Consider the following 23,113-nt stretch of genomic DNA (forward strand, 5'->3'; position numbering starts at 1 on the left):
CGCTCGACTTGCATGTATTAGGCACGCCGCCAGCGTTCATCCTGAGCCAGGATCAAACTCTCCAATAAAGTTAGTTTATCTAGCATCTAAAATAAAAATTGACGTTTCACGTTGTTTGTTTCGTTTAGTTTTCAAAGTTCAATATCGCGTTTTAGCGACTTTTATAATATAACACAGTATATTATTTTCGTCAACAAGTTTTTTCGATACCTTGTATCTCTCATTTGCTGACTCTGCCTATTATATAGACTTTCCCATCTCTATGCAAGTATTATTCTAAAAAAAAATAAGAGAGGGAAAATCCCCACTCTTATTCTTCAGAAGCCTCTTCGCTTCCATCTTCTTCATCTTTTTGCGCTTTTGCTACTGTTGCTACTTCTTGTTCATTTTCCAAACGGATTAATCGTACACCTTGCGTATTACGACCCATTTGAGAAATTTGATCAACTGGCATACGGATAATAATACCCGCAGCTGTAATTAGCATAATATCTTCTTCGCCAGTTACAGACTTAACTGCTACTAATTTACCGTTTTTATCTGTGATATTACATGTTTTTAAACCTTTACCACCGCGACTTTGTAGACGATATTCATCAACCGGTGTACGTTTTCCGTAACCATTTTTGGTTACAATTAAAACGTTCATATCCTCTTCAACAATTTCCATACCTACAACTTGGTCTTCATCACCTAGTGTAATAGCTTTTACACCTGCCGCATTACGTCCCATAGAACGAACATCTTGCTCATTGAAACGGATTAACATACCGTTACTTGTTCCAACAATAATATCCTTATCACCAGATGTTAAGCGTACAGAGATTACTTCGTCCTCTTCACGAAGGGAAATTGCAATTAAACCATTCGTACGTATATTGGCAAATGATGAAAGAGGCGTTCTCTTAGAAATACCTTGTTTTGTTGTGAAGAATAAGAATTGATCATCACCAAATTCACGGATTGGAATAATAGCGTTGACCCACTCACCTTTATCTACTTCTAACAAATTAACAATTGGTATACCTTTTGCCGTACGGCTATACTCTGGAATTTCATATCCTTTTGTACGGTATACTTTACCTTTGTTTGTGAAGAATAGAATATGATCATGTGTAGACGTTGTCAATAAATGCTCAACAAAGTCATCATCATTCGTACCCATTCCTTGTACACCACGTCCTCCACGGTTCTGTGTTTTGTACGTAGAAGCTGGTAACCTTTTGATATAACCATTATGAGTAAGTGTGATAGCGATATTTTGCTCTGGGATTAAATCCTCATCTTCAATTGATTCCATACCACCAATTGTAATTTCTGTTCTTCTTTTATCATTAAAGCGTTCTTTTACTTCTGTTAATTCTTCACGAATAATTTCAAGAACCTTTTCTTCATCTGCTAAGATGGCCTTTAATTCAGCAATTAACTTCATTAAGTCTTGATATTCTTGTTCAATTTTTTCACGTTCTAGTCCTGTTAAGCGTTGCAGACGCATATCTAAAATTGCTTGCGCTTGTTTTTCACTTAAACCGAAACGTTCCATCAATCCTTGTTTTGCAATATCAGCAGTCTTTGAACTACGAATTAAAGTAATTACTTCATCAAGGTGATCTAATGCAATTCGTAACCCCTCTAAAATATGAGCCCGAGCTTCCGCTTTCTCTAATTCATAAGCAGTACGTCTACGAATAACTACCTGTTGATGCTCTAAATAATAATATAAAGTTTGTTTTAAGTTTAATACTTGTGGCTCCCCATTCACGAGCGATAACATATTAATACCGAAGCTTGTTTGAAGCGCTGTATGTTTATATAAATTATTTAATAGTACGTTTGCATTTGCATCACGGCGTACTTCCATGACAATACGCATACCATTTCGATCTGACTCATCGCGTAAATCTGTAATACCTTCGATTTTTTTATCGCGAACTAACTCTGCAATTTTTTCAATTAATCGAGCTTTATTCACTTGATAAGGCAGCTCTGTTACAATAATTGCTTGTTTTCCATTTGCCTTTTCTTCAATTCCAACTTTAGCACGAAGTATAATAGAACCGCGACCTGTTTCATACGCTCTTCGAATTCCACTTCTCCCTAAGATTAGACCCGCCGTTGGGAAATCTGGTCCCGGAATAAATTCCATTAATTCCGCAATAGTAATGTCAGGATTATGACTCAATGCTAGCACGCCATCAATTACTTCTCCAAGTTGATGAGGCGGAATATTTGTTGCCATACCAACCGCGATACCTGTCGTACCGTTTACTAATAAGTTAGGAAAGCGTGCTGGTAATACAATTGGTTCTCTCTCAGAACCATCGTAATTGTCTTGGTAATCTATCGTGTTTTTCGTAATATCACGCAACAGCTCCATAGAAATCTTAGACATTCTTGCTTCTGTATAACGCATTGCTGCTGCTGAATCTCCATCAACAGAACCGAAGTTACCATGCCCATCAACAAGCATATAACGTTGACTAAAATCTTGTGCCATACGTACCATTGTTTCGTAAACGGCTGAATCACCATGCGGGTGATACTTACCAATTACTTCACCAACAATACGCGCTGATTTTTTATATGCTTTATCAGCAGTAATCCCTAAATCATTCATTGCGTATAAAACCCTGCGATGCACAGGTTTTAACCCATCACGAACATCTGGTAGTGCACGAGATACGATAACACTCATTGCGTAATCTAAAAATGAGGTACGCATTTCATGACTAATATTAATTTCTCGAATTCGTGCTTGTTCTTGATTGTCTGACATCAACGAGCACCTCCTCTTACATTTCCGTTACATATACATTGATTTATATGTAGAAGACAGGAATGCTTAGATTCCTGTCATTACTTACTTAAATATCAAGGTTTTTCACGTATTTTGCATTTTCTTGGATAAAGTTACGACGTGGCTCTACTTTATCACCCATTAAAATTTCAAACGTTTCATCTGCTTCAATTGCATCTTGCAGAGAAACTTGAAGTAATGAACGTACTTCTGGATCCATTGTCGTTTCCCATAATTGAGTCGGATTCATTTCCCCAAGACCTTTGTAACGCTGAATACCAGGTTTTGGGTGATCTGGTAACTCTGCTAATATCTTTTCAAGCTCTTTATCGTTATAAGCATATTGAATCTTTTTCCCTTGTTGCACTTTAAACAATGGTGGTTGTGCAATATATATATAACCATGTTCAATGATTTGACGCATATAACGATAGAAGAACGTTAATAATAGAGTACGAATATGCGCGCCATCAACATCGGCATCGGTCATAATAATAACTTTATGATAGCGAGCTTTTTCAATATCAAAATCCCCACCGATATTTGTACCAATCGCTGTGATAATCGTACGTACTTCATCATTAGATAAAATCTTATCTAATCGTGCCTTTTCAACGTTAATAATTTTACCCTTAAGTGGTAAAATCGCTTGAAAGTGGCGATCGCGTCCTTGTTTTGCAGAACCTCCTGCAGAATCTCCCTCTACGATGTAAATTTCACTAATCGAAGGATCTTTAGAAGAACAGTCTGCAAGCTTCCCTGGCAAACTAGATACTTCCAGCGCACTCTTTCGGCGTGTTAATTCACGTGCCTTCTTCGCTGCTACACGTGCACGTGCTGCCATTGTTCCTTTATCCACAATCTTACGAGCAACATTTGGATTCTCAAGTAAAAACTTTTCGAACGCTTCTGAGAAAACAGATTCTGTAATCGTTCTCGCTTCACTATTTCCAAGTTTTGTTTTCGTTTGTCCCTCAAACTGTGGATTCGGATGTTTGATGGAAACAATCGCTGTTAGTCCTTCACGTACATCTTCACCTGTTAGGTTACTATCAGCATCTTTTAAGATGTTATTTTTTCGTCCATAATCATTTATTACACGCGTTAGGGCAGTCTTGAAACCAACCTCATGTGTACCGCCTTCATACGTATGAATATTATTCGTAAATGAATAAATATTGTTTGTATAACCTTCGTTATATTGAAGAGAAACTTCAACTTGAATTTCATCTTTCGAACCCTCTACATATACAGGTTCTTCATGAATCGGTTGCTTCGAGCGGTTTAAATGCTCAACATAAGATTTAATTCCACCTTCATAATGGAACTCTTTCTTCTGCTTATTTTCGCGTTTATCTTCAATTATCAATTTAATATTACGATTTAAAAATGCTAGTTCACGCATACGTGTTGCTAATGTATCAAAATCGTATTCTGTAGTTTCTTTAAAAATTTCTGGATCTGGCTTGAAACGAGTTATTGTTCCTGTATGATCTGTTTCACCAATTACCTTTAAATCTGCAGCTGGGATACCTCGTTCATACTTTTGATAATGAATTTTACCTTCACGATGTACAAATACTTCTAACTCTGTTGATAGAGCATTTACAACAGATGCACCCACACCATGTAAACCGCCGGAAACTTTATAACCGCCACCGCCAAATTTACCACCTGCGTGGAGTACAGTCATAATAACCTCTACAGCAGGACGTCCCATTTTTTCTTGTATACCAACTGGAATACCACGACCATTATCCGTCACACGAATACTATTATCTTCTTCGATGCTAACATTAATTTCATCACAGTATCCTGCTAATGCTTCATCAATACTATTATCTACAATTTCCCATACAAGGTGATGAAGACCCTTCCCACTTGTAGATCCAATATACATACCCGGGCGTTTTCGAACTGCTTCCAGTCCCTCAAGCACCTGTATTTGACTTTCATCATATGAATTTTCCTGCATTTGCTTTTGTTCCATTGACACAAAGATCACCTACTTTTCCATTTAAACAGAAATTATGTTCTGTCTATTTCACAATCTACCGTGCCGTTCGTTACATGAATTGTTTTCGCTTGCTTTAATGTTTTGTGTTCAATTCCGTCGACACTTGTCGTTGTCACAAATGTTTGCACTTTTCCTTGAATTGTATTTAAAAGATGTGATTGACGATAATCATCTAACTCTGATAACACATCATCTAATAAGAGGATTGGATATTCTTTAACCTCTGAATAAATCAATTCAATTTCAGCTAACTTTAGGGAAAGTGCGGTTGTTCGTTGTTGCCCTTGTGAACCAAAGACTTGAACATTTTTATCATTAACGAAGAATTGTAAATCGTCACGATGAGGACCAATTAAAGTTGTACCACGGAAAATTTCACGTTGTTTCACAGATTGAAAACTTTCATAGTATACTTCTTTTATTTTCGACAAATCCATTGATTCTGATACATCTACGCTCGGTTTATAGACTATTTCTAGTTCCTCTAATCCCCTACTAATGCCACGATGGATTGGAGCAGCCCATTCTTGTAATAAATGCAGAAACTCAAAACGTTTTTGCAAAATTTTTGTACCATGTTCAATGAGTTGCAGTGTAAATACATCCAACATCGTTTCCTCATTTTTACTATTCCCTTGCATTTTTTTAAGCAAGTGATTTCGCTGCGTGAGCACTTTTTGATATTGACTTAACTCATACAAATAGACAGGAGCTATTTGTCCAAGTTCCATATCTAAAAAGCGTCTTCGTACTTGAGGGCTTCCTTTTACAAGATTTAAATCTTCTGGGGCAAACATAACAACATTCATTTCACCAATATATTGGCTTAACCTTTGTTGTTCTAGCTGATTTAATTTTGCCTTTTTCCCTTTTTTAGAAATATTTAATTCTAAAGACAAGGAACTGTTTCGCCTTTGTAATCTACCTTTTATTTTACCATAATCCTCATCCCACCGGATAAGTTCACGATCGTTCGAAGTTCGATGAGACTTGGCCATCGCTAATACATAAATAGCTTCCATCAAATTCGTTTTCCCTTGAGCATTTTCACCAATAATTACATTCACTTTATCCTCAAAGGAGAGATCCAGATATTCATAATTGCGATAATTTTTTAATTGTAATTCTTTAATATACAAAGGGCTCCCCCTTTATGCTTGAACTTGAAATGTTCCGTTTCCCGGAATTTCAACAATATCATTTGCATACAACTTTCGGCCTCTTCTATTTTCAAGCTCTTGATTGACATACACTTCGTATTCTTGTAAGAACCATTTAACAGCACCGCCTGTATCAATTACATCAGCTAACTTTAAAAATTGTCCCAGTGTAATATACTCAGTTGAAATCTTAATACGTTTCATAAAATCGCTCACTTTCTGAAAGTGTTCATTCTTTCATTGTACTAAATAAACCCTCATTAGGAAAGTAATACCCCGAAAATCAAATAAGGGCCACTAGCATATTCGAACTAGTAACCCTCACTCTCGCTTAGTAAGTACGAACTGGTAAAATTAATTGGATGATAGAATCATCATTTACTGTACGAATTAAGAATGGTCTCATCGCTCCAGTAAAACTAATTTTAATTTCTGTACTGTCTAACGCTTTTAATGCATCCATCATATATTTTGCACTAAAGGAGATTTTTAATTCTTCCCCTTCTATTTTTTCACATTGAACTTCCTCTACTACTTTTCCGATTTCTGGTGAATTTGAAGAAAGTTCCAGCATTTGTTGTTCTAACGTCGATAATTTCACAACATTATTGCGACCATCTCTTGCTAGTAAAGAAGCACGATCAATTGCTTGTAAAAACTCTTTTGTATTTACAAATATGTCGGTTTTACTTTCTGCCGGAATTAAACGTGTTGTATCCGGGTAATTCCCTTCTAACAACCTTGAGAAGAATAATAAATGTTTAGTTCGGAATAATACTTGATACTCCGTAATGACAATATCCACCATTTCTTCAGACTCATCTAGAATTTTGCTCAATTCATTTAAACTCTTACCAGGGATAACAACATTCGCTTGAAATTCATCAGAAATTGTATGACCTTCAATCTTCGCTTTACGAAGTGCTAACCTGTGACTATCTGTTGCAATACAAGTCAGTTCACTGTTATACACTTTCCAGTTTACACCTGTCAAGATCGGACGAGTTTCAGAACTTGAAACCGCAAATACAGTTTGACGAATCATATGTTTTAGTAAATCTGTCGGGATTTTAAATACATGATGTTCTTCAATTTGCGGTAATAATGGATATTCAGCAGCATCTAAACCATTTAGATTAAACTCTGACTTTCCAGATTTTATTTTTGTCATAAAATGATTTCCCACAGAGATTTCTACTGTGTCTTTTGGTAATTTTTTTACGATCTCACTAAAATATTTTGCTTGTAAAACAATGCTCCCCGATTGTGCAATTTCAACAATTTCTTTTCCATTTTCTTCAACTGGAATAAAAGATTCAATCGAAATATCAGCATCGCTTCCTGTCAATGTAACACCTTCTTCAGTTACTACAACTTTAATTCCTGTAAGTATGGGAATAGTTGTACGAGAGGAAACGGCCTTCATTACATCTTGTACACTTCTTACAAGATAGTCTTTTTGAATTGTAAAACGCATAGCGAAAACCTCCGGCAAGTATAAGATTTTATTTATTTAATAAATATAAAAAAATAGTAGTAATAGTAATAGGGCTTGTGGATATGTGGATAACTCCATTTAGAGACGGAAAAACAGTCTATCTACATGTGGATAGACTGTGTGTAAAACAAGGGAAGTTATTCACACTATTCAGCTACTACTTTAAAATATCATTGATTTCCTCAACTTGTTTTTGTAGTTGTGTATCAGTTTTTAATAGTTTTGAAATTTTTTCGTGCGCATGGATGACTGTTGTGTGGTCACGTCCACCAAATTCTTCACCAATTTTAGGTAAAGATGAATCTGTTAACTCACGTGATAGATACATTGCAATTTGGCGAGGAAATGCGACTGATTTTGTGCGTTTTTTTGCTTTAAAATCTTCTAGTTTAACTTGAAAAACATCTCCAACGGCTTTTTGAATATCATAAATAGAAATAATCTTTGGTTTAGAATTTGGAATAATATCTTTAAGTGCTTCGGCAGCTAAATCCGCATTAATATCTTTATTAATTAAAGATGAATAAGCAACAACTCGAATAAGTGCACCTTCTAGTTCACGAATGTTTGAGTCGATTTGATTTGCGATATAGAGCATGACTTCATTTGGGATGTCAAGGCCTTCCGCTTTCGCTTTTTTTCGTAAAATCGCAATTCTCGTCTCTAAATCTGGCGGTGTAATATCTGTAATAAGTCCCCACTCAAAACGGGAGCGAAGGCGATCTTCTAATGTCGGGATCTCTTTTGGCGGTCGATCGCTTGAGATTACAATTTGCTTGCTTTCTTCATGTAGCGCATTAAATGTATGGAAGAACTCTTCTTGTGTTTGTTCTTTTCCAGCAAGAAATTGAATATCATCTATAAGCAAGACATCGACATTACGGTATTTATTACGGAAATCGACAGCTTTATTATCACGAATAGAGTTAATAAATTCATTTGTAAATTTTTCTGATGATAAATAAACAACCTTAGCATTCGGATTATGTTCAATGACATAATGACCAATTGCATGCATTAGGTGTGTTTTTCCAAGCCCAACTCCCCCATAAATAAATAGCGGGTTATATGCTTTTGCTGGTGCTTCAGCAACTGCTAATGAAGCTGCATGAGCAAAACGGTTCCCAGAGCCAATAACAAATGTATCAAACGTGTATTTTGGATTTAACATGCTCTGTGGTAAGTGATTAGACTCATCATTTATTCTTTTCTTTTTAGCAGGAGGATAGTCAATCTCCTCTTCAGTTTGACTTTGGGGAATAATAAAGCGAATTTCTAGTTTTGCTCCTGTTAAATCATAAAGTGTTTCTGAAATTAGTTCTGAATAATGAGATTCTAGCCAGTCACGAGCAAATTCATTCGGAGCTGTAATCGTTAATATATCTTTTTTCAAAGCATGTGCCTTGGTTGATTTCAACCATGTCTCATAACTTGGTTTACTGACCTTTTTTTCGAGTTCTTTCAAAGCACTATTCCATAAATCAGAGATATTTTCCAAAGGTGTCCCTCCTTTACAAAGATGGTAAAAGAATAAGGTTGTGCAACAATTGTACAACCTCAAAATAACGAAATGTATATTTATACGAAACGTATTTTAAAACCTAAAAACGTCGTTTGTATACGAGATAGAGTTTTCGACAAAAAACACAAATGTGGACAACTATTTACCCACATGTGATTATAACTGTCCACATGTTATGCACAATTTGTGGATAAACTAAACTTGTGGAAAACTTGTTCAAGGTGAAAACACAACTATAATATCAAAAAAAGATAGCGTTAGCAATGAATTTCAGAAAGTTATCCACAAAATCAATACCTTGTGGAATAAACTTGTCCACAATACGATATACTGTGTAAAAGTGAAAAAATAATTTGTGGATACAAAAAAATGAAAAATATATTATCCACAAAGAAATAAAACAGCTGTGAAATAAATTGTGAATAGGTTCAAAATGAATATTTGATGAAAATTTAGAGAACCATTGACATTTTCCTAGTTGAGTAACTATAATTTATAAGACTGTCTTTAACAGATATTCCTCAGGGAGGTGTCATATAATGAAAAGAACTTACCAACCAAATAAACGTAAGCGCAGCAAAGTACATGGTTTCCGCAGCCGTATGAGCACAGCGAACGGACGTAAAGTGCTAGCAGCTCGTCGTCGTAAAGGAAGAAAAGTATTATCTGCGTAGACCACTGATCGTTCAGTGGTCTTTTTTTCTAGTAATAATGAATTTCCGCTGATGAAATACAGGAGTGTCAATTGATATGAAGAAAAAAAATCGTATAAAGAAAAATGATGAATTTCAGGCTGTTTTTCAAAATGGAAAATCAAATGCAAATCGTCAGTTTGTGGTCTATCAGCTTGAAAAAGCGGAGCAATCATACTTTCGCATTGGTCTTTCCGTTAGCAAAAAGTTAGGAAATGCAGTAGTACGTAATCGAATTAAGCGTATGATTCGCCAATCGATTGCAGAATTAAAAGATGAGATAGATTCTGGAAAAGATTTTGTTATAATAGCAAGGAAGCCTTGTGCAGATATGACATACGAACAATTGAAGAAAAGCTTAATTCATGCTTTTAAGCGTTCTGGTATTAAAATAACAAACAAGTAGCGTAGGAAAAGGAAAATGAATTACACTATATACATACCGAAACAAGGAGGAGCAGGCTGTGAAAAAAAAGATAGGCTTACTAGTCATGGTTATTGCTTTAATGGCAATTGCTACTGGCTGTAATGAAACGAATCAGCCGATTACACCGAAAAGTACAGGGATCTGGAATGAATATTTCGTATACCCGCTTTCTCAGTTAATCACGTATTTTGCAAACTTATTTGGTAGTAATTATGGTTTAGCGATTGTTGTCACAACTCTTATCATTCGTTTTGCATTGTTACCATTAATGATTAAGCAGACGAAGAGTACGAAGGCAATGCAAGCATTGCAACCAGAAATGGCGAAGTTAAAAGAGAAATATAGTTCTAAAGACCAAGCGACGCAGCAAAAGTTACAACAAGAAATGATGCAGTTGTATAAAACACACGGTGTAAATCCATTAGCGGGTTGTTTACCAATTTTTATTCAAATGCCAATTTTATTCGCATTTTACCATGCAATTATGAGGACGGCAGAGATTAAGCAACATAGCTTCTTATGGTTTGATTTAGGACATGCGGATCCGTACTATATCCTTCCAATTGTTGCGGCAATCACAACATTTATTCAGCAAAAACTTGCAATGGCAGGTACTGCTGGACAAAATCCACAAATGGCAATGATGATTTGGCTTATGCCAATCATGATTTTAGTCTTTGCAATTAACTTCCCAGCAGCATTATCACTATATTGGGTAGTTGGTAACATCTTTGGTATCGCTCAAATGTATATGATCAAAGGGCCTGAAATTAAGGCTAGTAAGGCAGGAGGATCAAGCAAGTGAGTATAATTACTGCTAAAGGACAAACAGTCGAGCTGGCAGTACAAGATGCTTTAAGACAATTAAAAGTTTCAAGGGATCAAGTAGACGTGAATGTGATTGATGAGGGAAAGAGAGGATTTCTAGGTTTTATAGGGAATCGTCCAGCTATCGTGGAAGTTGTTATGAAGAAAGATCCCATTCAAGAAGCTGAGCAATACTTACAAAGTGTTGTTCAGGAAATGGGTGTGGATGTGATGATTACGAAAAATGTAAAGGGTCGAGAAATTGAGTTTACACTTTTTGGAAAAGATGTAGGGGTATTGATCGGAAAAAGAGGACATACATTAAATTCTTTACAATATTTAACAAAACTTGTTGCGAATCGCAGTACAAAGCAATATATTGGTATCACAATTGATGCTGAAAACTATCGTAGTAAGAGAAAAGATACGTTAGAATCGCTTTCTTATCGATTAGCAAAACAGGTCACGGTAACTAAAAAAAATGTTGTGTTAGAACCAATGCCTTCTTTTGAGAGAAAAATTATTCATCAAGCATTGTCCAATCATCCAAATGTAATTACAACTTCCGAAGGGAAAGAACCACATCGACATGTTGTAATATCTTCCAAATAACCGGTTACTCATTCGAGTACCGGTTTTTTTCTTGTTAATTTATGAAAAATAGATTGTGGATAACTAAAAAACACTAAACTTATCCACTGTGAATAAGTTTAGTGTTTTTTACATGAGGACATAATAAAATGAGTTATTATTCTTTTGTAGATAGGTTCGTTATGGTATCCTAATAGTTTAGTGAAAGAAAAAATCATGTTGAAATAGAGAGAAATAAGCAAGTGAGGTGAAAGGACATGGATTTTGATACAATTGCTGCAATTTCCACGGCACTTGGAGAAGGGGCAATTGCCATTGTTCGAGTAAGTGGAGAGGATGCGATTGAAAAGGTCAATCGCATTTTTAAAGGGAAAGATTTAACGGCAGTTTCTTCTCATACGATTCACTACGGTCATATTGTTGATTTAGATACAGATCAAGTTATCGAAGAGGTAATGGTATCGATTATGCGAGCGCCAAGGACATTTACGCGTGAAAATATTGTAGAGATCAATTGTCACGGTGGTCTTGTTTCTGTAAATAAAGTATTACAACTTATTTTGGCTCAAGGAGTGCGTTTGGCAGAACCGGGTGAATTTACAAAGCGTGCATTTTTAAATGGGCGTATTGACTTATCGCAAGCAGAAGCTGTAATGGATTTGATTCGTGCGAAAACAGATCGAGCGATGAACGTAGCAATGAATCAAATGGAAGGGCGATTATCTAAATTAATCGGTCGCCTTCGTCAGGAAATTTTAGAAACATTAGCTCATGTAGAAGTAAATATAGATTATCCAGAATACGATGATGTCGAAGAAATGACGCACAATATTTTAATTGAAAAAGCCACACATGTTCGCGGTGAAATTAAAAAAATATTGGAGACATCTAAGCAAGGGAAAATTTTACGAGAAGGAATTGCAACAGCAATTATCGGAAGACCGAACGTTGGGAAATCCTCGTTATTAAATAGTCTCGTGCAAGAGAAAAAGGCGATTGTGACAGATATAGCAGGAACAACGCGCGATGTAATTGAAGAGTATGTCAATGTGCGTGGTGTGCCACTTAAACTTATTGATACGGCGGGAATCCGTGAAACTGAAGATATTGTTGAACGAATCGGTGTAGAACGATCAAAAGAAATGATGGGACAGGCTGATTTAGTTCTAATTGTAGTAAACTATAGTGAAGCATTAACAAATGAAGATGAAGACTTATTCCGTGCAGTGCGAGGAAAAGACTTTATTGTCATTGTAAATAAAACGGATTTACCAAAGCAAATTGATATGAAACGTGTTACAGAATTAGCAGGTAAAAATCGTATGATCACAACGTCGCTAATTGAAGAAAAAGGTGTGGATGAGCTAGAAAAAGCGATAGCAGATCTATTCTTTGAAGGAACAATTGAGTCAGCAGATATGACGTATGTTTCTAATGCGAGACATATCGGTTTATTAACACAAGCGGAAAAGACAATTGGAGATGCTATTGAGGCAATAGAGAACGGTGTGCCAATTGATATGGTTCAAATCGATCTAACAAGAACGTGGGAAATCCTTGGTGAAATTACTGGTGATACTGTTCATGAAAGCTTAATCGACCAATTATTTTCTCAATTTTGTTTAGGAAAATAACATATAGCTGTTTTAGAAGGATAGATAATTTTAGGAGGAATAATAATGGGATACAATGCCGGTTCTTACGATGTCATAGTAATCGGTGCAGGTCATGCAGGATGTGAAGCTGGGCTTGCAGCAGCACGAATGGGCTCAAAAACATTAATGTTAACAATTAATTTAGATATGGTTGCTTTTATGCCATGTAACCCTTCTGTTGGTGGACCAGCGAAAGGGATTGTTGTACGTGAGATTGATGCATTAGGCGGTGAGATGGGACGAAACATTGATAAAACTCACATCCAAATGCGTATGTTAAACACGGGAAAAGGTCCAGCTGTGCGCGCTCTTCGTGCACAAGCGGATAAATTTTCATATCAACACGAATTAAAGAAAACAATTGAAGAAACGCCAAATTTAACATTACGTCAAGGAATGGTAGAGCGTCTAATTGTTGAGGATGATGTATGTAAAGGTGTAATTACACAATCAGGTGCTGAATATACAGCGAAAACAGTTGTAATTACAACGGGTACATTCCTACGTGGTGAGATTATCATGGGCGATTTAAAATACTCAAGTGGTCCGAATAATCAGCAACCATCTATCACATTATCTGAGCATCTAGAGGAACTTGGCTTTGATCTTGTCAGATTTAAAACAGGTACGCCTCCTCGTGTGAATAGCAATACAATTGATTATAGTAAAACGGAAATTCAACCGGGTGATGAAAAACCACGTGCATTTTCTTTTGAAACTACAAAATTTATTATGGATCAAATTCCATGTTGGTTAACATATACAAGTGAAGAGACACATCGTTTAATTGATCGAAACTTGCATCGTTCAGCTATGTATTCTGGTATGATTAAAGGAACAGGTCCACGTTACTGTCCTTCAATTGAAGATAAAGTGGTGCGATTTAACGATAAACCGCGTCATCAAATTTTCTTAGAGCCGGAAGGTCGTAATACACAGGAAGTATATGTACAAGGTTTGTCAACAAGTTTACCGGAAGATGTCCAGCGTGAAATGCTTAAAACGATTCCTGGTTTAGAGAATGTTGAGATGATGCGTACAGGTTATGCGATCGAATATGATGCAATTGTGCCAACTCAGTTGTGGCCGACACTGGAGACGAAAAAAATTAAAAATTTATATACAGCAGGTCAAATTAACGGTACGTCTGGTTACGAAGAAGCAGCAGGACAAGGAATTATGGCCGGGATTAACGCAGCATGCCGCTCTCTAGGGAAGAAAGAGGTTATTTTAGGTCGTTCAGATGCTTATATTGGTGTTTTAATTGATGATCTTGTGACAAAAGGGACAAACGAACCATATCGTCTTTTAACATCCCGTGCTGAATACCGTCTATTATTGCGTCATGATAATGCCGATCTTCGTTTAACAGAAATTGGCCACGAAATTGGCTTAATTCCAGAAGAGCGTTACGGGCGTTTTACTGTGAAAAAGGAACAGATTGAACAAGAAAAATTACGTTTAGAAAGCATTATTATTAAACCACGTCCTGAAGTGCAAGAATTAATTCGCAGTGTTGGTGGAAGTGAATTAAAGGATGGAATACGTGCAAGTGACTTACTACGTCGTCCGGAAATGACGTATGAACATATTCGTATTCTTGCGCCGAGTGAAGTGGAAATACACGATGAAATTGCAGAGCAGGTAGAAATTCAAATTAAGTATGAAGGATATATTGAAAAATCCTTACAACAAGTAGAACGTATGAAGAAAATGGAAAGCAAAAAGATTCCTGTTGATATTGATTATGATGCGATTTCTGGAATCGCTTCTGAAGCAAGACAAAAATTAAAAGATGTTCGTCCTCTTTCTATGGGGCAAGCATCCCGTATTTCCGGAGTAAATCCAGCTGATATTTCCATTTTACTTGTGTATATTGAACAAGGAAAAATTGCGCGAGTATCGAACCAATAAATAATAAGGAGATATGGCAAGATGAACATAGAACAATTTCAATCTATGCTAGGAGAAAGAGGAATTAACCTTTCTCCTAGGCAATTAGAGCAATTTAAAATCTACTTTGAAACATTAGTAGAATGGAATGAGAAAATGAATTTAACAGCTATTACAGAGAAAGAAGAAGTGTATTTAAAACACTTTTTTGACTCGATTACAGCTGCTTTTTATAATGATTTTTCAAAGCCATTTTCTATTTGTGATGTCGGTGCGGGAGCAGGATTTCCAAGTATTCCATTGAAAATTTGTTTCCCGCATTTAAAAGTAACGATTGTAGATTCATTGCAAAAACGTATCAATTTTTTAAATCATTTAGCCCAAAAATTAGAGCTAAGTGATGTTGCGTTTTGTCATGATCGTGCTGAAACATTTGGGAAAAAAGAAGGTGTACGTGAATCATTTGATATCGTGATGGCGCGTGCGGTAGCACGTCTTTCTGTATTGAGTGAGTTATGTTTACCTCTTGTAAAAGTAGGTGGGACATTTATCGCTATGAAAGGTGCAGCTGCCAACGAAGAGATTGAAAATGGTAAGTATGCTTTAGAAATACTTGGCGGTGAACTAAAAGAGATTTCTACTTTCCAATTACCATTTGAAGAAAGTGAACGTAATATTTTAGCAATCGTGAAAAAGCGCAAAACACCAAAGAAATATCCGCGTAAGCCAGGGACACCCAATAAATTACCTATTGAAAAATAAATCTTATTAGACGTAAGATTAAATTATATAAATGAAAACGTAAATGTTTCATAGGAAACATTTCTGTGTAGGACATTCAATAGGCCCAAAGGTGGTGGAATATGTATGAAAAATACGTTTTCTCGTTTATTTGGCTTTGGAGATAAAGAGAGCGAATTCGAATTACAAAACGAAAGCCATGAAGAAATAGATAAAAAGATACATGAAGAAATACAAGAAATTCCGATAGCAAATATCATTCCCAATCGCTATCAACCACGTACAGTTTTTGATGCCGCGCGTATTGATGAACTTGCGTTGACCATTCGTACACATGGACTCATTCAACCAATTGTTATCAGGAAATATGAAGAAGATAAGTATGAAATTATTGCCGGGGAAAGACGTTTTCGTGCTGCAACGAAATTAGGGTGGGAAAAAGTTCCAGCGATTATTAAAAATTTAAATGATACGGAAACAGCTTCTGTTGCTCTCATTGAGAACTTGCAACGTGAGGAATTAACAGCAATTGAAGAGGCTGTTGCTTATCAAAAGCTAATTGAGTTACATAATTTAACACAAGAGGCATTAGCGCAGAGGCTCGGAAAAGGACAATCAACAATCGCAAATAAGTTGCGATTATTAAAGTTGCCTGAAGAAATTAAACGAGCATTGCTAGAAAAGAGTATTACAGAACGTCATGCCCGTGCCCTTATTCCTTTAAAAAATGAAGAATTACAGTTGAAAGTTTTACAAGAAATTGTAGAAAAACAATTGAATGTAAAACAGACTGAGGAACGCATTGCTAAGCTATTGGAAGAAGTAAAACCAAAGCGAAAGGCAAAACAGAAAGCGGTAAGTCGTGATATGCGAATTGCAATGAATACAATTAGACAATCGCTACAAATGGTTACAAATAGTGGACTGAAAGTAAACTCTGAAGAAGAAGAATTTGATGAGTACTATCAGATCACAATTAAGATTCCTAAAAAAAAATAATTCATATTTGAAAGAGATCTCATCCTTTGGAGAGATCTCTTTTCCTATATTTTTCTTCTTAAATGAAGAAGGAGTTTTGGAATAAATTTTGAAGTTTAATAAGGATGCAAAAGAAAAATTTTCATTTCATGTTACAATAAACATAATTATTTTCAGAATAAGACAGAAAGGTTGAAAGTAGGTGACATCATGGGAAAAATCATTGCTATTGCTAATCAAAAAGGCGGTGTAGGGAAAACAACAACGTCTGTTAACCTAGGAGCTGGATTGGCACAGGTAGGAAAAAAAGTATTGCTTATTGACATTGATGCTCAGGGGAACGCAACGACAGGTGTAGGAATTGAAAAGTCGGAATTAGATCAATGTATTTATAATGTTCTTGTGGAAGATGCTGATGTTCAAGGGGTTATACAAAAAACCGCAACTGAAAATTTAGATGTTCTACCTGCTACAATTCAATTGGCAGGTGCTGAAATTGAACTGGTACCGACCATTTCCCGGGAAGTTCGTTTACAAAGGGCCTTGCAGCCAATCCGTAATGAATATGATTATATTATTATTGATTGTCCCCCATCTTTAGGCTTATTAACAATTAATGCACTAACGGCAGCAGATTCTGTTATTATTCCAGTTCAGTGTGAATACTACGCATTGGAAGGATTGAGTCAATTACTGAATACAGTTCGACTTGTACAAAAGCATTTAAATAAAAATTTAGCAATTCAAGGTGTACTATTAACGATGCTAGATGCACGTACAAATTTAGGGATTCAAGTTATAGATGAAGTGAAGAAATATTTTCGAGATAAAGTATATCGTTCTATTATTCCGCGCAATGTTCGTTTGAGTGAAGCACCAAGTCATGGAAAACCAATTATGCAGTATGATGCTAAATCAAGAGGTGCAGAAGTGTATATAGATTTAGCAGAGGAAGTGATTGCTGGTGGCTAAAGGATTAGGAAGAGGGATTAATGCTTTTTTTCCAGATTTAGATGTGAGAGAGGAAGAAAAAATTCAGGAAATTGCACTAACTGAATTAAGGCCAAACCCCTACCAACCGCGTAAAAACTTTCAAAAAGAAGCTATTCAAGAACTGGCAGCATCTATTAAAGAACATGGTATTTTACAGCCTTTAATCGTAAGGAAAAGTATTAAAGGATACGAAATCGTTGCTGGTGAACGTAGATACCGTGCTGCAAAAGAAGCATGCCTTGAAAAGGTGCCAGCTGTCGTTCGAGAATTAAATGAACAGCAAATGATGGAGTTTGCTTTGTTAGAAAATCTACAACGTGAAGATTTAAATCCAATGGAAGAAGCTTTGGCATATCAAATGCTAATGGATGAGTTGAATGTAACTCAAGAGCAATTAGCAAAGCGCCTTGGAAAAAGTAGGCCATATATTGCTAATTATGTTCGGTTGCTTACACTTCCTTTATTTGTTCAAGAAATGATTGCGAATGGAAGTCTATCCATGGCACATGGACGGACATTACTTACAATAAAAGATGAAGAACAGCTAAAGTCTTTATTAAAGCGTATTGAAAAAGAAGGATTGAATGTTAGACAGCTAGAGCAAATTGTTCAACAGATTCATCAACGCGTTTCACGTGAAACAAAGACAGTGAAGCGAGAGCGGAATATATTTTTCGAAGAGCGCGAAACATTGTTAAGAGAAAAGTTTGGAACAGGTGTAAAAATTAAAGAAACAAAGAAAGAAAAAGGGAAAATTGAAATAGAATTTTTCGATAAGGAAGATTTAAATCGCATTTTAGAATTATTATCTGGGGAAAACTGAAAAGCAAACCATCTTTTTATTTATAGATGGTTTGCCTTTTTTAATACGGATAATTTCTGATCTGTTTCCTTTATACTTTGGGCAATAACGTCCGCCATTTTCATAACGAGGCTTAATCTTGTATTTTGCAAGACAAAAAATTCCATGAAACCATTTAAATTTACGATACCATGTATGTGTAGCTCGCCAATTGCAGGTAACTTTTTGTTCATTGCTGCACCAGGTTTACTAGGTCCTTCACCAACAGTTATGGAACCGATACTTTGTGATTTTCCAAGACAAGCATCAATGGCAATAATAAAAGAATCAGGAATTAAAGTTTGTATATTCTGAATTTTATCTTCGAGATTTAACGCATGGATTGGTTCATCAAGTGTGCCGAATACGTGGAAATTTTGAATGTTCATTTGTTCTAGTTTAGATCCGACTAGTGGGCCAAGGGCGTCACCGGTTGAACGATCTGTTCCTATGCAAATTAGGCTGAGGGGGGTATTTTGACTAATAGGTATATGTGAGAGAAGAAAATCACTAATTGTTGTACAAGCCTCTAAATCGTGATGCATAATATTTTGTGATTCTTTTTCAAAAAAAGGTAAGCGGAAATTCCCTATATTCATGAATCATCCATCCTTCTGATAAATTTTATGATTCACTGTAAAGTTTTATTGAAAAAAATGTAATATGGAAAATTATAAGTTCTTTATTTTTGCAAGCCGTTTATAAAACAGGAAATAATAGTACTAGTATATATATATTCATTACATTTTATACCTGAATCAAAGTGAACAAATGCAAATACAGCAATAAATTTTTTTTCAGAAATGGAGAAAACTTCTGATACAATAAAGAATGAATGAAAAAGAAATTTTTATCGGAGAGGTAGAAGTATATGGATGTATTAACACAAGGATTCGAAGCTACCAAGAGATATTTATTAGATTCAGATCGTTGGGCTTATGTCGGAATGGCAACATTAAAAATATTGATAATTTTAGTACTTGGTGCAGTAGTAGTACGTATTGCTAGAGCAATTGTAAGAAATGCATTCCGTATGGGAAGTCGTTCACCAATTCAAATCTCAGAGCGTCGTACAGTTACAGTAGCGAAATTGCTTGAAAACATTGTGGCATACGTTGTTATGTTCATAATGTTAATAGCGATTTTAGGCGTATTTAACATTAATGCATCAGGTTTACTAGCTGGGGCTGGGGTAATCGGTTTAGCAGTCGGTTTTGGTGCTCAAAGCTTAGTAAAAGATGTTATTACAGGATTGTTTATTTTATTAGAAGATCAGTTTTCGGTAGGTGACCATGTTCGTATCGGTCAATTTGAAGGTGTAGTTTTAGAAATTGGATTACGTACAACAAAGATAAAAAGCTGGACAGGGGAAATTCATATTTTGCCAAATGGTGGTATTACGCAAGTAACGAACTTTTCCATTAGTAATAGTGTAGCTTTTGTTGATATATCAATTTCCTATGAAGGTGATATAGCACGAGCAGAACAGGTAATTGAAGATTTATTAGAGGAATTACCTGAAAGATATGAAGAAATGGTAGCAAAACCAGAATTATTAGGAATTCAAACACTTGCTGCATCTGAAGTTGTACTACGTGTTGTCTCTGAAGTAGAACCAATGAAACATATGGCTATTGCTAGAGCCCTTCGTAAAGAGATTAAAAATCGTCTTGATTTACATGGCATTGAAATTCCATATCCACGTATGGTCTTATATAATCGTGAAGAAATGGTTAGTGAGAAAGCAAATTAGTTGTGAGAGGGGTTTAGAGAGTGGAGCAAAAGCAATATAACTTGTACGATGTTGTGGAAATGAAGAAGGCCCATCCATGTGGTGCAAATCGTTGGAAAATTATTCGTATGGGAATGGATATCCGCGTTAAGTGCGAGGGATGTGGCCATTCGGTAATGATTCCTCGAAGAGAGTTTGATCGCAAGGTGAAAAAAATTCTTGTAAAGCATGAAGAATAGAGAAAAAGTAACAGCTGCTCCAGGCAGCTGTTACTTTTTTGAACTTTTAGGGAACTTGTCATTTTATTCGTTACTATCTATAATGATGGAAGATTGAGACATAGGAGTGAAAAATATGGGATTAACGGCTGGGATTGTTGGTTTACCTAACGTAGGGAAATCAACATTATTTAATGCAATTACACAAGCGGGAGCAGAATCTACAAACTATCCATTCTGTACAATTGATCCGAACGTAGGGATTGTAGAAGTACCAGATGAACGCTTAAATAAATTAACGGAACTAGTAGAACCGAAAAAAACTGTTCCAACTGTATTTGAATTTACTGATATCGCAGGTATCGTAAAAGGTGCAAGTAAAGGTGAAGGATTAGGAAACAAATTCTTATCTCATATTCGCCAAGTAGACGCAATTTGCCAAGTTGTTCGTTGTTTTGAGGATGAAAATATTACACACGTTTCAGGAAAAGTAGATCCAATTGATGATATTGAAACAATCAATTTAGAGCTAATTTTAGCAGATTTAGAATCTGTTGATAAACGTATTGAACGTGTAGCGAAATTAGCAAGACAAAAGGATAAAGAAGCAGTATATGAGCACGAAATTTTAGTTCGCTTAAAAGAAGCATTTGAAGCGGGAAAACCAGCTCGTACTGTTGAGTTTACAGAAGAACAAATGAAAATTGTTAAAGGTCTTCATTTGCTTACGACGAAAGAGATGCTTTATGTAGCAAACGTAAGTGAAGATGATATCATGGATCCATCTGAAAATGAATATGTGCAGATGGTAAAAGAATTTGCGGCAAATGAAAATTCACAAGTAATTGTTGTTTGTGCAAAAATTGAATCAGAAATTGCTGAGTTAGATGAGGAAGAGAAAAAAGTATTCCTTGAAGAGTTAGGCATTGAAGAATCAGGTTTAGATCAGCTGATTCGTGCTGCATACGATTTATTAGGCTTAGCTACTTATTTCACAGCTGGTGTACAAGAAGTACGTGCATGGACGTTTAAGAAAGGTATGAAGGCACCACAATGTGCTGGTGTTATTCATACAGACTTTGAACGTGGATTTATTCGTGCTGAAACAGTTTCATATGCTGATTTAATGGAGAACGGTTCTATGACAGCAGCTAAAGAAGCTGGAAAAGTACGTTTAGAAGGAAAAGAGTATATCGTAAAAGATGGAGATGTTATGCACTTCCGCTTTAACGTGTAATTTTATATTTCCTAGGAAAAATAGGGATATAAACTTGGCAAATATATCATATGTTTGCCAAGTTTTTTATTTATTGGTTAGTTGATTCATCTAACTTACTATGATATAATCTAAACTCGTGAGTAATTACTATATAATTAATTGCTCCTTGCCCATTATGGGCCGTTTAGACCAAAAGGAGGTGAAAGTGTAATGAAAAAGTACGAAATCATGTACATCATCCGTCCAAACATGGAGGAAGAAGCTCAAAAAGCTTTAGTTGAGCGCTTCGCAGGCGTTTTAACTAACAATGGTGCAGAAATCATTAACACAAAAGAGTGGGGTAAGCGTCGTTTAGCTTACGAAATCAACGACTTACGTGACGGTTTCTACATGATCTTAAACGTAAATTCTGATGCAGAAGCTGTTAAAGAATTCGATCGTTTAGCTAAGATCAACGAAGATATCCTTCGTCACATCGTTGTTAAAGAAGAAGAAAAATAATTAAGATATATAGGGAGAGTGGTTCGATTGATGAATCGTGTTATCCTCGTTGGTCGTTTAACTAAGGACCCTGACTTACGTTACACGCCCAATGGTGTTGCGGTAGCTACTTTCACGTTAGCTGTAAATCGCGCATTTGCAAATCAACAAGGTGAGCGTGAAGCTGACTTTATTAATTGTGTAATATGGCGTAAACAAGCAGAAAACGTGGCGAATTATTTGAAAAAAGGTAGCTTAGCAGGCGTAGATGGACGTCTTCAAACTCGTAATTATGAGGGACAAGATGGTAAACGTGTATATGTAACAGAGGTTCTTGCGGAGAGCGTACAATTTTTAGAGCCGCGTAATGGCGGTGGGGAGCAACGTGGTTCATTCAATCAGCAACCATCAGGAGCTGGTTACGGTAACCAAGGCTCTAACCCATTTGGTCAATCTGGTAATTCAGGTAACTCTGGTAACTCTGGTAACTCTGGATTTACGAAGAATGACGATCCATTTTCAAATGTAGGTCAACCGATTGATATTTCGGACGACGATTTACCATTTTAATGGTATAGATCGGTTATTTTTAACAAAGAATGGAGGGAAATAGACATGGCAGGACGCAAAGGTGGACGTGCGAAACGTCGTAAGGTGTGTTTCTTCACATCTAACGGCATCACTCGCATTGACTATAAAGATGTTGATTTATTAAAACGTTTCGTTTCTGAGCGTGGTAAAATTTTACCTCGTCGTGTAACAGGAACAAGCGCAAAATACCAACGCAAACTTACAGTTGCAATTAAACGTGCTCGTCAAATGGCACTTTTACCATATGTTGGTGAATAATAG

The 23,113-nt window shown here is 36.0% G+C and carries 23 protein-coding genes and 1 rRNA gene; 16 read left to right on the forward strand and 8 right to left on the reverse strand.

Annotation, left to right across the window (positions count from 1 at the left end):
• The 7 genes from JDS96_RS14600 to dnaA all read right to left on the reverse strand — a co-directional run.
• Window positions 1-68, reverse strand: a 16S ribosomal RNA gene (locus tag JDS96_RS14600); the annotation flags it as partial.
• A 242-nt stretch (window positions 69-310) separates the two neighbouring features.
• The gene (gene gyrA / locus JDS96_RS14605; protein ID WP_199667231.1) at window positions 311-2,776 is read right to left on the reverse strand and encodes a DNA gyrase subunit A; all 2,466 of its coding nucleotides are present in this window, start codon (window positions 2,774-2,776) and stop codon (window positions 311-313) included.
• 88 nt (window positions 2,777-2,864) lie between these two features.
• Entirely contained in the window at window positions 2,865-4,787 is a 1,923-nt protein-coding gene (gene gyrB / locus JDS96_RS14610) for a DNA topoisomerase (ATP-hydrolyzing) subunit B (protein ID WP_199667232.1), read from the reverse strand.
• 38 nt (window positions 4,788-4,825) lie between these two features.
• Window positions 4,826-5,953, reverse strand: a complete 1,128-nt coding sequence (gene recF, locus JDS96_RS14615) for a DNA replication/repair protein RecF (protein ID WP_199667233.1) — start codon at window positions 5,951-5,953, stop codon at window positions 4,826-4,828.
• Between the two features lie 12 nt (window positions 5,954-5,965).
• Window positions 5,966-6,178, reverse strand: a complete 213-nt coding sequence (gene yaaA, locus JDS96_RS14620; protein ID WP_003194149.1) for a S4 domain-containing protein YaaA — start codon at window positions 6,176-6,178, stop codon at window positions 5,966-5,968.
• A 127-nt stretch (window positions 6,179-6,305) separates the two neighbouring features.
• Window positions 6,306-7,451 carry a DNA polymerase III subunit beta gene (gene dnaN / locus JDS96_RS14625; protein ID WP_199667234.1) on the reverse strand — a complete coding sequence of 382 codons (1,146 nt, stop codon included), beginning with the start codon at window positions 7,449-7,451 and terminating at the stop codon, window positions 6,306-6,308.
• 178 nt (window positions 7,452-7,629) lie between these two features.
• Window positions 7,630-8,970, reverse strand: coding sequence for a chromosomal replication initiator protein DnaA (dnaA, locus tag JDS96_RS14630; RefSeq protein ID WP_016112831.1), 1,341 nt, complete (start codon window positions 8,968-8,970; stop codon window positions 7,630-7,632).
• 563 nt (window positions 8,971-9,533) lie between these two features.
• On the opposite strand from dnaA, the gene rpmH reads away from it, so the two are divergent.
• The 10 genes from rpmH to JDS96_RS14680 all read left to right on the forward strand — a co-directional run bounded on the left by rpmH (window position 9,534) and on the right by JDS96_RS14680 (window position 18,594).
• Complete coding sequence (gene rpmH, locus JDS96_RS14635) at window positions 9,534-9,668, forward strand: 50S ribosomal protein L34 (protein WP_000831901.1); 135 nt, start codon at window positions 9,534-9,536, stop codon at window positions 9,666-9,668.
• 76 nt (window positions 9,669-9,744) lie between these two features.
• Window positions 9,745-10,092 carry a ribonuclease P protein component gene (rnpA, locus tag JDS96_RS14640; RefSeq protein WP_016112830.1) on the forward strand — a complete coding sequence of 116 codons (348 nt, stop codon included), beginning with the start codon at window positions 9,745-9,747 and terminating at the stop codon, window positions 10,090-10,092.
• A 58-nt stretch (window positions 10,093-10,150) separates the two neighbouring features.
• On the forward strand, window positions 10,151-10,918 hold the full coding sequence (spoIIIJ, locus tag JDS96_RS14645; RefSeq protein ID WP_018764822.1) for a YidC family membrane integrase SpoIIIJ: 768 nt from the start codon (window positions 10,151-10,153) through the stop codon (window positions 10,916-10,918).
• A complete protein-coding gene (jag, locus tag JDS96_RS14650; protein ID WP_018764823.1) occupies window positions 10,915-11,532 on the forward strand; it encodes an RNA-binding cell elongation regulator Jag/EloR in 618 nt (205 codons plus the stop codon). The genes spoIIIJ and jag overlap by 4 nt, the downstream gene beginning before the upstream one ends.
• Before the next feature lie 236 nt (window positions 11,533-11,768).
• Window positions 11,769-13,145 carry a tRNA uridine-5-carboxymethylaminomethyl(34) synthesis GTPase MnmE gene (gene mnmE / locus JDS96_RS14655; RefSeq protein ID WP_003202594.1) on the forward strand — a complete coding sequence of 459 codons (1,377 nt, stop codon included), beginning with the start codon at window positions 11,769-11,771 and terminating at the stop codon, window positions 13,143-13,145.
• A 45-nt stretch (window positions 13,146-13,190) separates the two neighbouring features.
• The gene (gene mnmG / locus JDS96_RS14660; protein ID WP_098017671.1) at window positions 13,191-15,080 is read left to right on the forward strand and encodes a tRNA uridine-5-carboxymethylaminomethyl(34) synthesis enzyme MnmG; all 1,890 of its coding nucleotides are present in this window, start codon (window positions 13,191-13,193) and stop codon (window positions 15,078-15,080) included.
• Window positions 15,081-15,101: 21 nt separating this feature from the next.
• On the forward strand, window positions 15,102-15,821 hold the full coding sequence (rsmG, locus tag JDS96_RS14665; protein ID WP_006096787.1) for a 16S rRNA (guanine(527)-N(7))-methyltransferase RsmG: 720 nt from the start codon (window positions 15,102-15,104) through the stop codon (window positions 15,819-15,821).
• Between the two features lie 105 nt (window positions 15,822-15,926).
• A complete protein-coding gene (gene noc / locus JDS96_RS14670) occupies window positions 15,927-16,799 on the forward strand; it encodes a nucleoid occlusion protein (protein ID WP_003209340.1) in 873 nt (290 codons plus the stop codon).
• Window positions 16,800-16,988: 189 nt separating this feature from the next.
• A complete protein-coding gene (gene soj / locus JDS96_RS14675) occupies window positions 16,989-17,750 on the forward strand; it encodes a sporulation initiation inhibitor protein Soj (protein ID WP_003202576.1) in 762 nt (253 codons plus the stop codon).
• A complete protein-coding gene (locus tag JDS96_RS14680; RefSeq protein WP_018782455.1) occupies window positions 17,743-18,594 on the forward strand; it encodes a ParB/RepB/Spo0J family partition protein in 852 nt (283 codons plus the stop codon). Before soj ends, JDS96_RS14680 begins: the two co-directional genes overlap by 8 nt.
• 20 nt (window positions 18,595-18,614) lie before the next feature.
• On the opposite strand, the gene yyaC is transcribed toward JDS96_RS14680, so the two are convergent.
• A complete protein-coding gene (gene yyaC / locus JDS96_RS14685) occupies window positions 18,615-19,211 on the reverse strand; it encodes a spore protease YyaC (protein ID WP_098017668.1) in 597 nt (198 codons plus the stop codon).
• 272 nt (window positions 19,212-19,483) lie between these two features.
• Here yyaC and JDS96_RS14690 point away from each other — a divergent pair, with 272 nt between their 5' ends.
• The 6 genes from JDS96_RS14690 (at window position 19,484) to rpsR (ending at window position 23,110) form a co-directional block, all read left to right on the forward strand.
• Window positions 19,484-20,365 carry a mechanosensitive ion channel family protein gene (locus JDS96_RS14690; RefSeq protein WP_003202583.1) on the forward strand — a complete coding sequence of 294 codons (882 nt, stop codon included), beginning with the start codon at window positions 19,484-19,486 and terminating at the stop codon, window positions 20,363-20,365.
• A gap of 20 nt (window positions 20,366-20,385) precedes the next feature.
• Window positions 20,386-20,583, forward strand: a complete 198-nt coding sequence (locus tag JDS96_RS14695) for a DUF951 domain-containing protein (protein WP_003202584.1) — start codon at window positions 20,386-20,388, stop codon at window positions 20,581-20,583.
• A 115-nt stretch (window positions 20,584-20,698) separates the two neighbouring features.
• Window positions 20,699-21,799 carry a redox-regulated ATPase YchF gene (gene ychF, locus JDS96_RS14700; protein WP_199667235.1) on the forward strand — a complete coding sequence of 367 codons (1,101 nt, stop codon included), beginning with the start codon at window positions 20,699-20,701 and terminating at the stop codon, window positions 21,797-21,799.
• A 192-nt stretch (window positions 21,800-21,991) separates the two neighbouring features.
• Window positions 21,992-22,282, forward strand: coding sequence for a 30S ribosomal protein S6 (rpsF, locus tag JDS96_RS14705; RefSeq protein ID WP_003209337.1), 291 nt, complete (start codon window positions 21,992-21,994; stop codon window positions 22,280-22,282).
• Window positions 22,283-22,309: 27 nt separating this feature from the next.
• On the forward strand, window positions 22,310-22,831 hold the full coding sequence (gene ssb / locus JDS96_RS14710) for a single-stranded DNA-binding protein (RefSeq protein ID WP_016132486.1): 522 nt from the start codon (window positions 22,310-22,312) through the stop codon (window positions 22,829-22,831).
• Between the two features lie 45 nt (window positions 22,832-22,876).
• Window positions 22,877-23,110 carry a 30S ribosomal protein S18 gene (gene rpsR, locus JDS96_RS14715; RefSeq protein WP_000918874.1) on the forward strand — a complete coding sequence of 78 codons (234 nt, stop codon included), beginning with the start codon at window positions 22,877-22,879 and terminating at the stop codon, window positions 23,108-23,110.
• Window positions 23,111-23,113 lie beyond the last annotated feature (3 nt).

The sequence above is a fragment of the Bacillus cereus group sp. N21 genome (genome assembly GCF_016483395.1).
Taxonomy (GTDB): Bacteria; Bacillota; Bacilli; order Bacillales; family Bacillaceae_G; genus Bacillus_A; species Bacillus_A pseudomycoides.

Excerpts from the sequence above, each read along its gene's own strand:
- gyrA (WP_199667231.1), bottom strand. The coding sequence starts at position 2,776 with ATGTCAGACAATCAAGAACAAGCACGAATTCGAGAAATTAATATTAGT.
- gyrB (WP_199667232.1), bottom strand. The coding sequence starts at position 4,787 with ATGGAACAAAAGCAAATGCAGGAAAATTCATATGATGAAAGTCAAATA.
- yaaA (WP_003194149.1), bottom strand. The coding sequence starts at position 6,178 with ATGAAACGTATTAAGATTTCAACTGAGTATATTACACTGGGACAATTT.
- dnaN (WP_199667234.1), bottom strand. The coding sequence starts at position 7,451 with ATGCGTTTTACAATTCAAAAAGACTATCTTGTAAGAAGTGTACAAGAT.
- rpmH (WP_000831901.1), top strand. The coding sequence starts at position 9,534 with ATGAAAAGAACTTACCAACCAAATAAACGTAAGCGCAGCAAAGTACAT.
- rnpA (WP_016112830.1), top strand. The coding sequence starts at position 9,745 with ATGAAGAAAAAAAATCGTATAAAGAAAAATGATGAATTTCAGGCTGTT.
- mnmE (WP_003202594.1), top strand. The coding sequence starts at position 11,769 with ATGGATTTTGATACAATTGCTGCAATTTCCACGGCACTTGGAGAAGGG.
- mnmG (WP_098017671.1), top strand. The coding sequence starts at position 13,191 with ATGGGATACAATGCCGGTTCTTACGATGTCATAGTAATCGGTGCAGGT.
- rsmG (WP_006096787.1), top strand. The coding sequence starts at position 15,102 with ATGAACATAGAACAATTTCAATCTATGCTAGGAGAAAGAGGAATTAAC.
- noc (WP_003209340.1), top strand. The coding sequence starts at position 15,927 with ATGAAAAATACGTTTTCTCGTTTATTTGGCTTTGGAGATAAAGAGAGC.
- soj (WP_003202576.1), top strand. The coding sequence starts at position 16,989 with ATGGGAAAAATCATTGCTATTGCTAATCAAAAAGGCGGTGTAGGGAAA.
- yyaC (WP_098017668.1), bottom strand. The coding sequence starts at position 19,211 with ATGAATATAGGGAATTTCCGCTTACCTTTTTTTGAAAAAGAATCACAA.
- JDS96_RS14690 (WP_003202583.1), top strand. The coding sequence starts at position 19,484 with ATGGATGTATTAACACAAGGATTCGAAGCTACCAAGAGATATTTATTA.
- ychF (WP_199667235.1), top strand. The coding sequence starts at position 20,699 with ATGGGATTAACGGCTGGGATTGTTGGTTTACCTAACGTAGGGAAATCA.
- rpsF (WP_003209337.1), top strand. The coding sequence starts at position 21,992 with ATGAAAAAGTACGAAATCATGTACATCATCCGTCCAAACATGGAGGAA.
- rpsR (WP_000918874.1), top strand. The coding sequence starts at position 22,877 with ATGGCAGGACGCAAAGGTGGACGTGCGAAACGTCGTAAGGTGTGTTTC.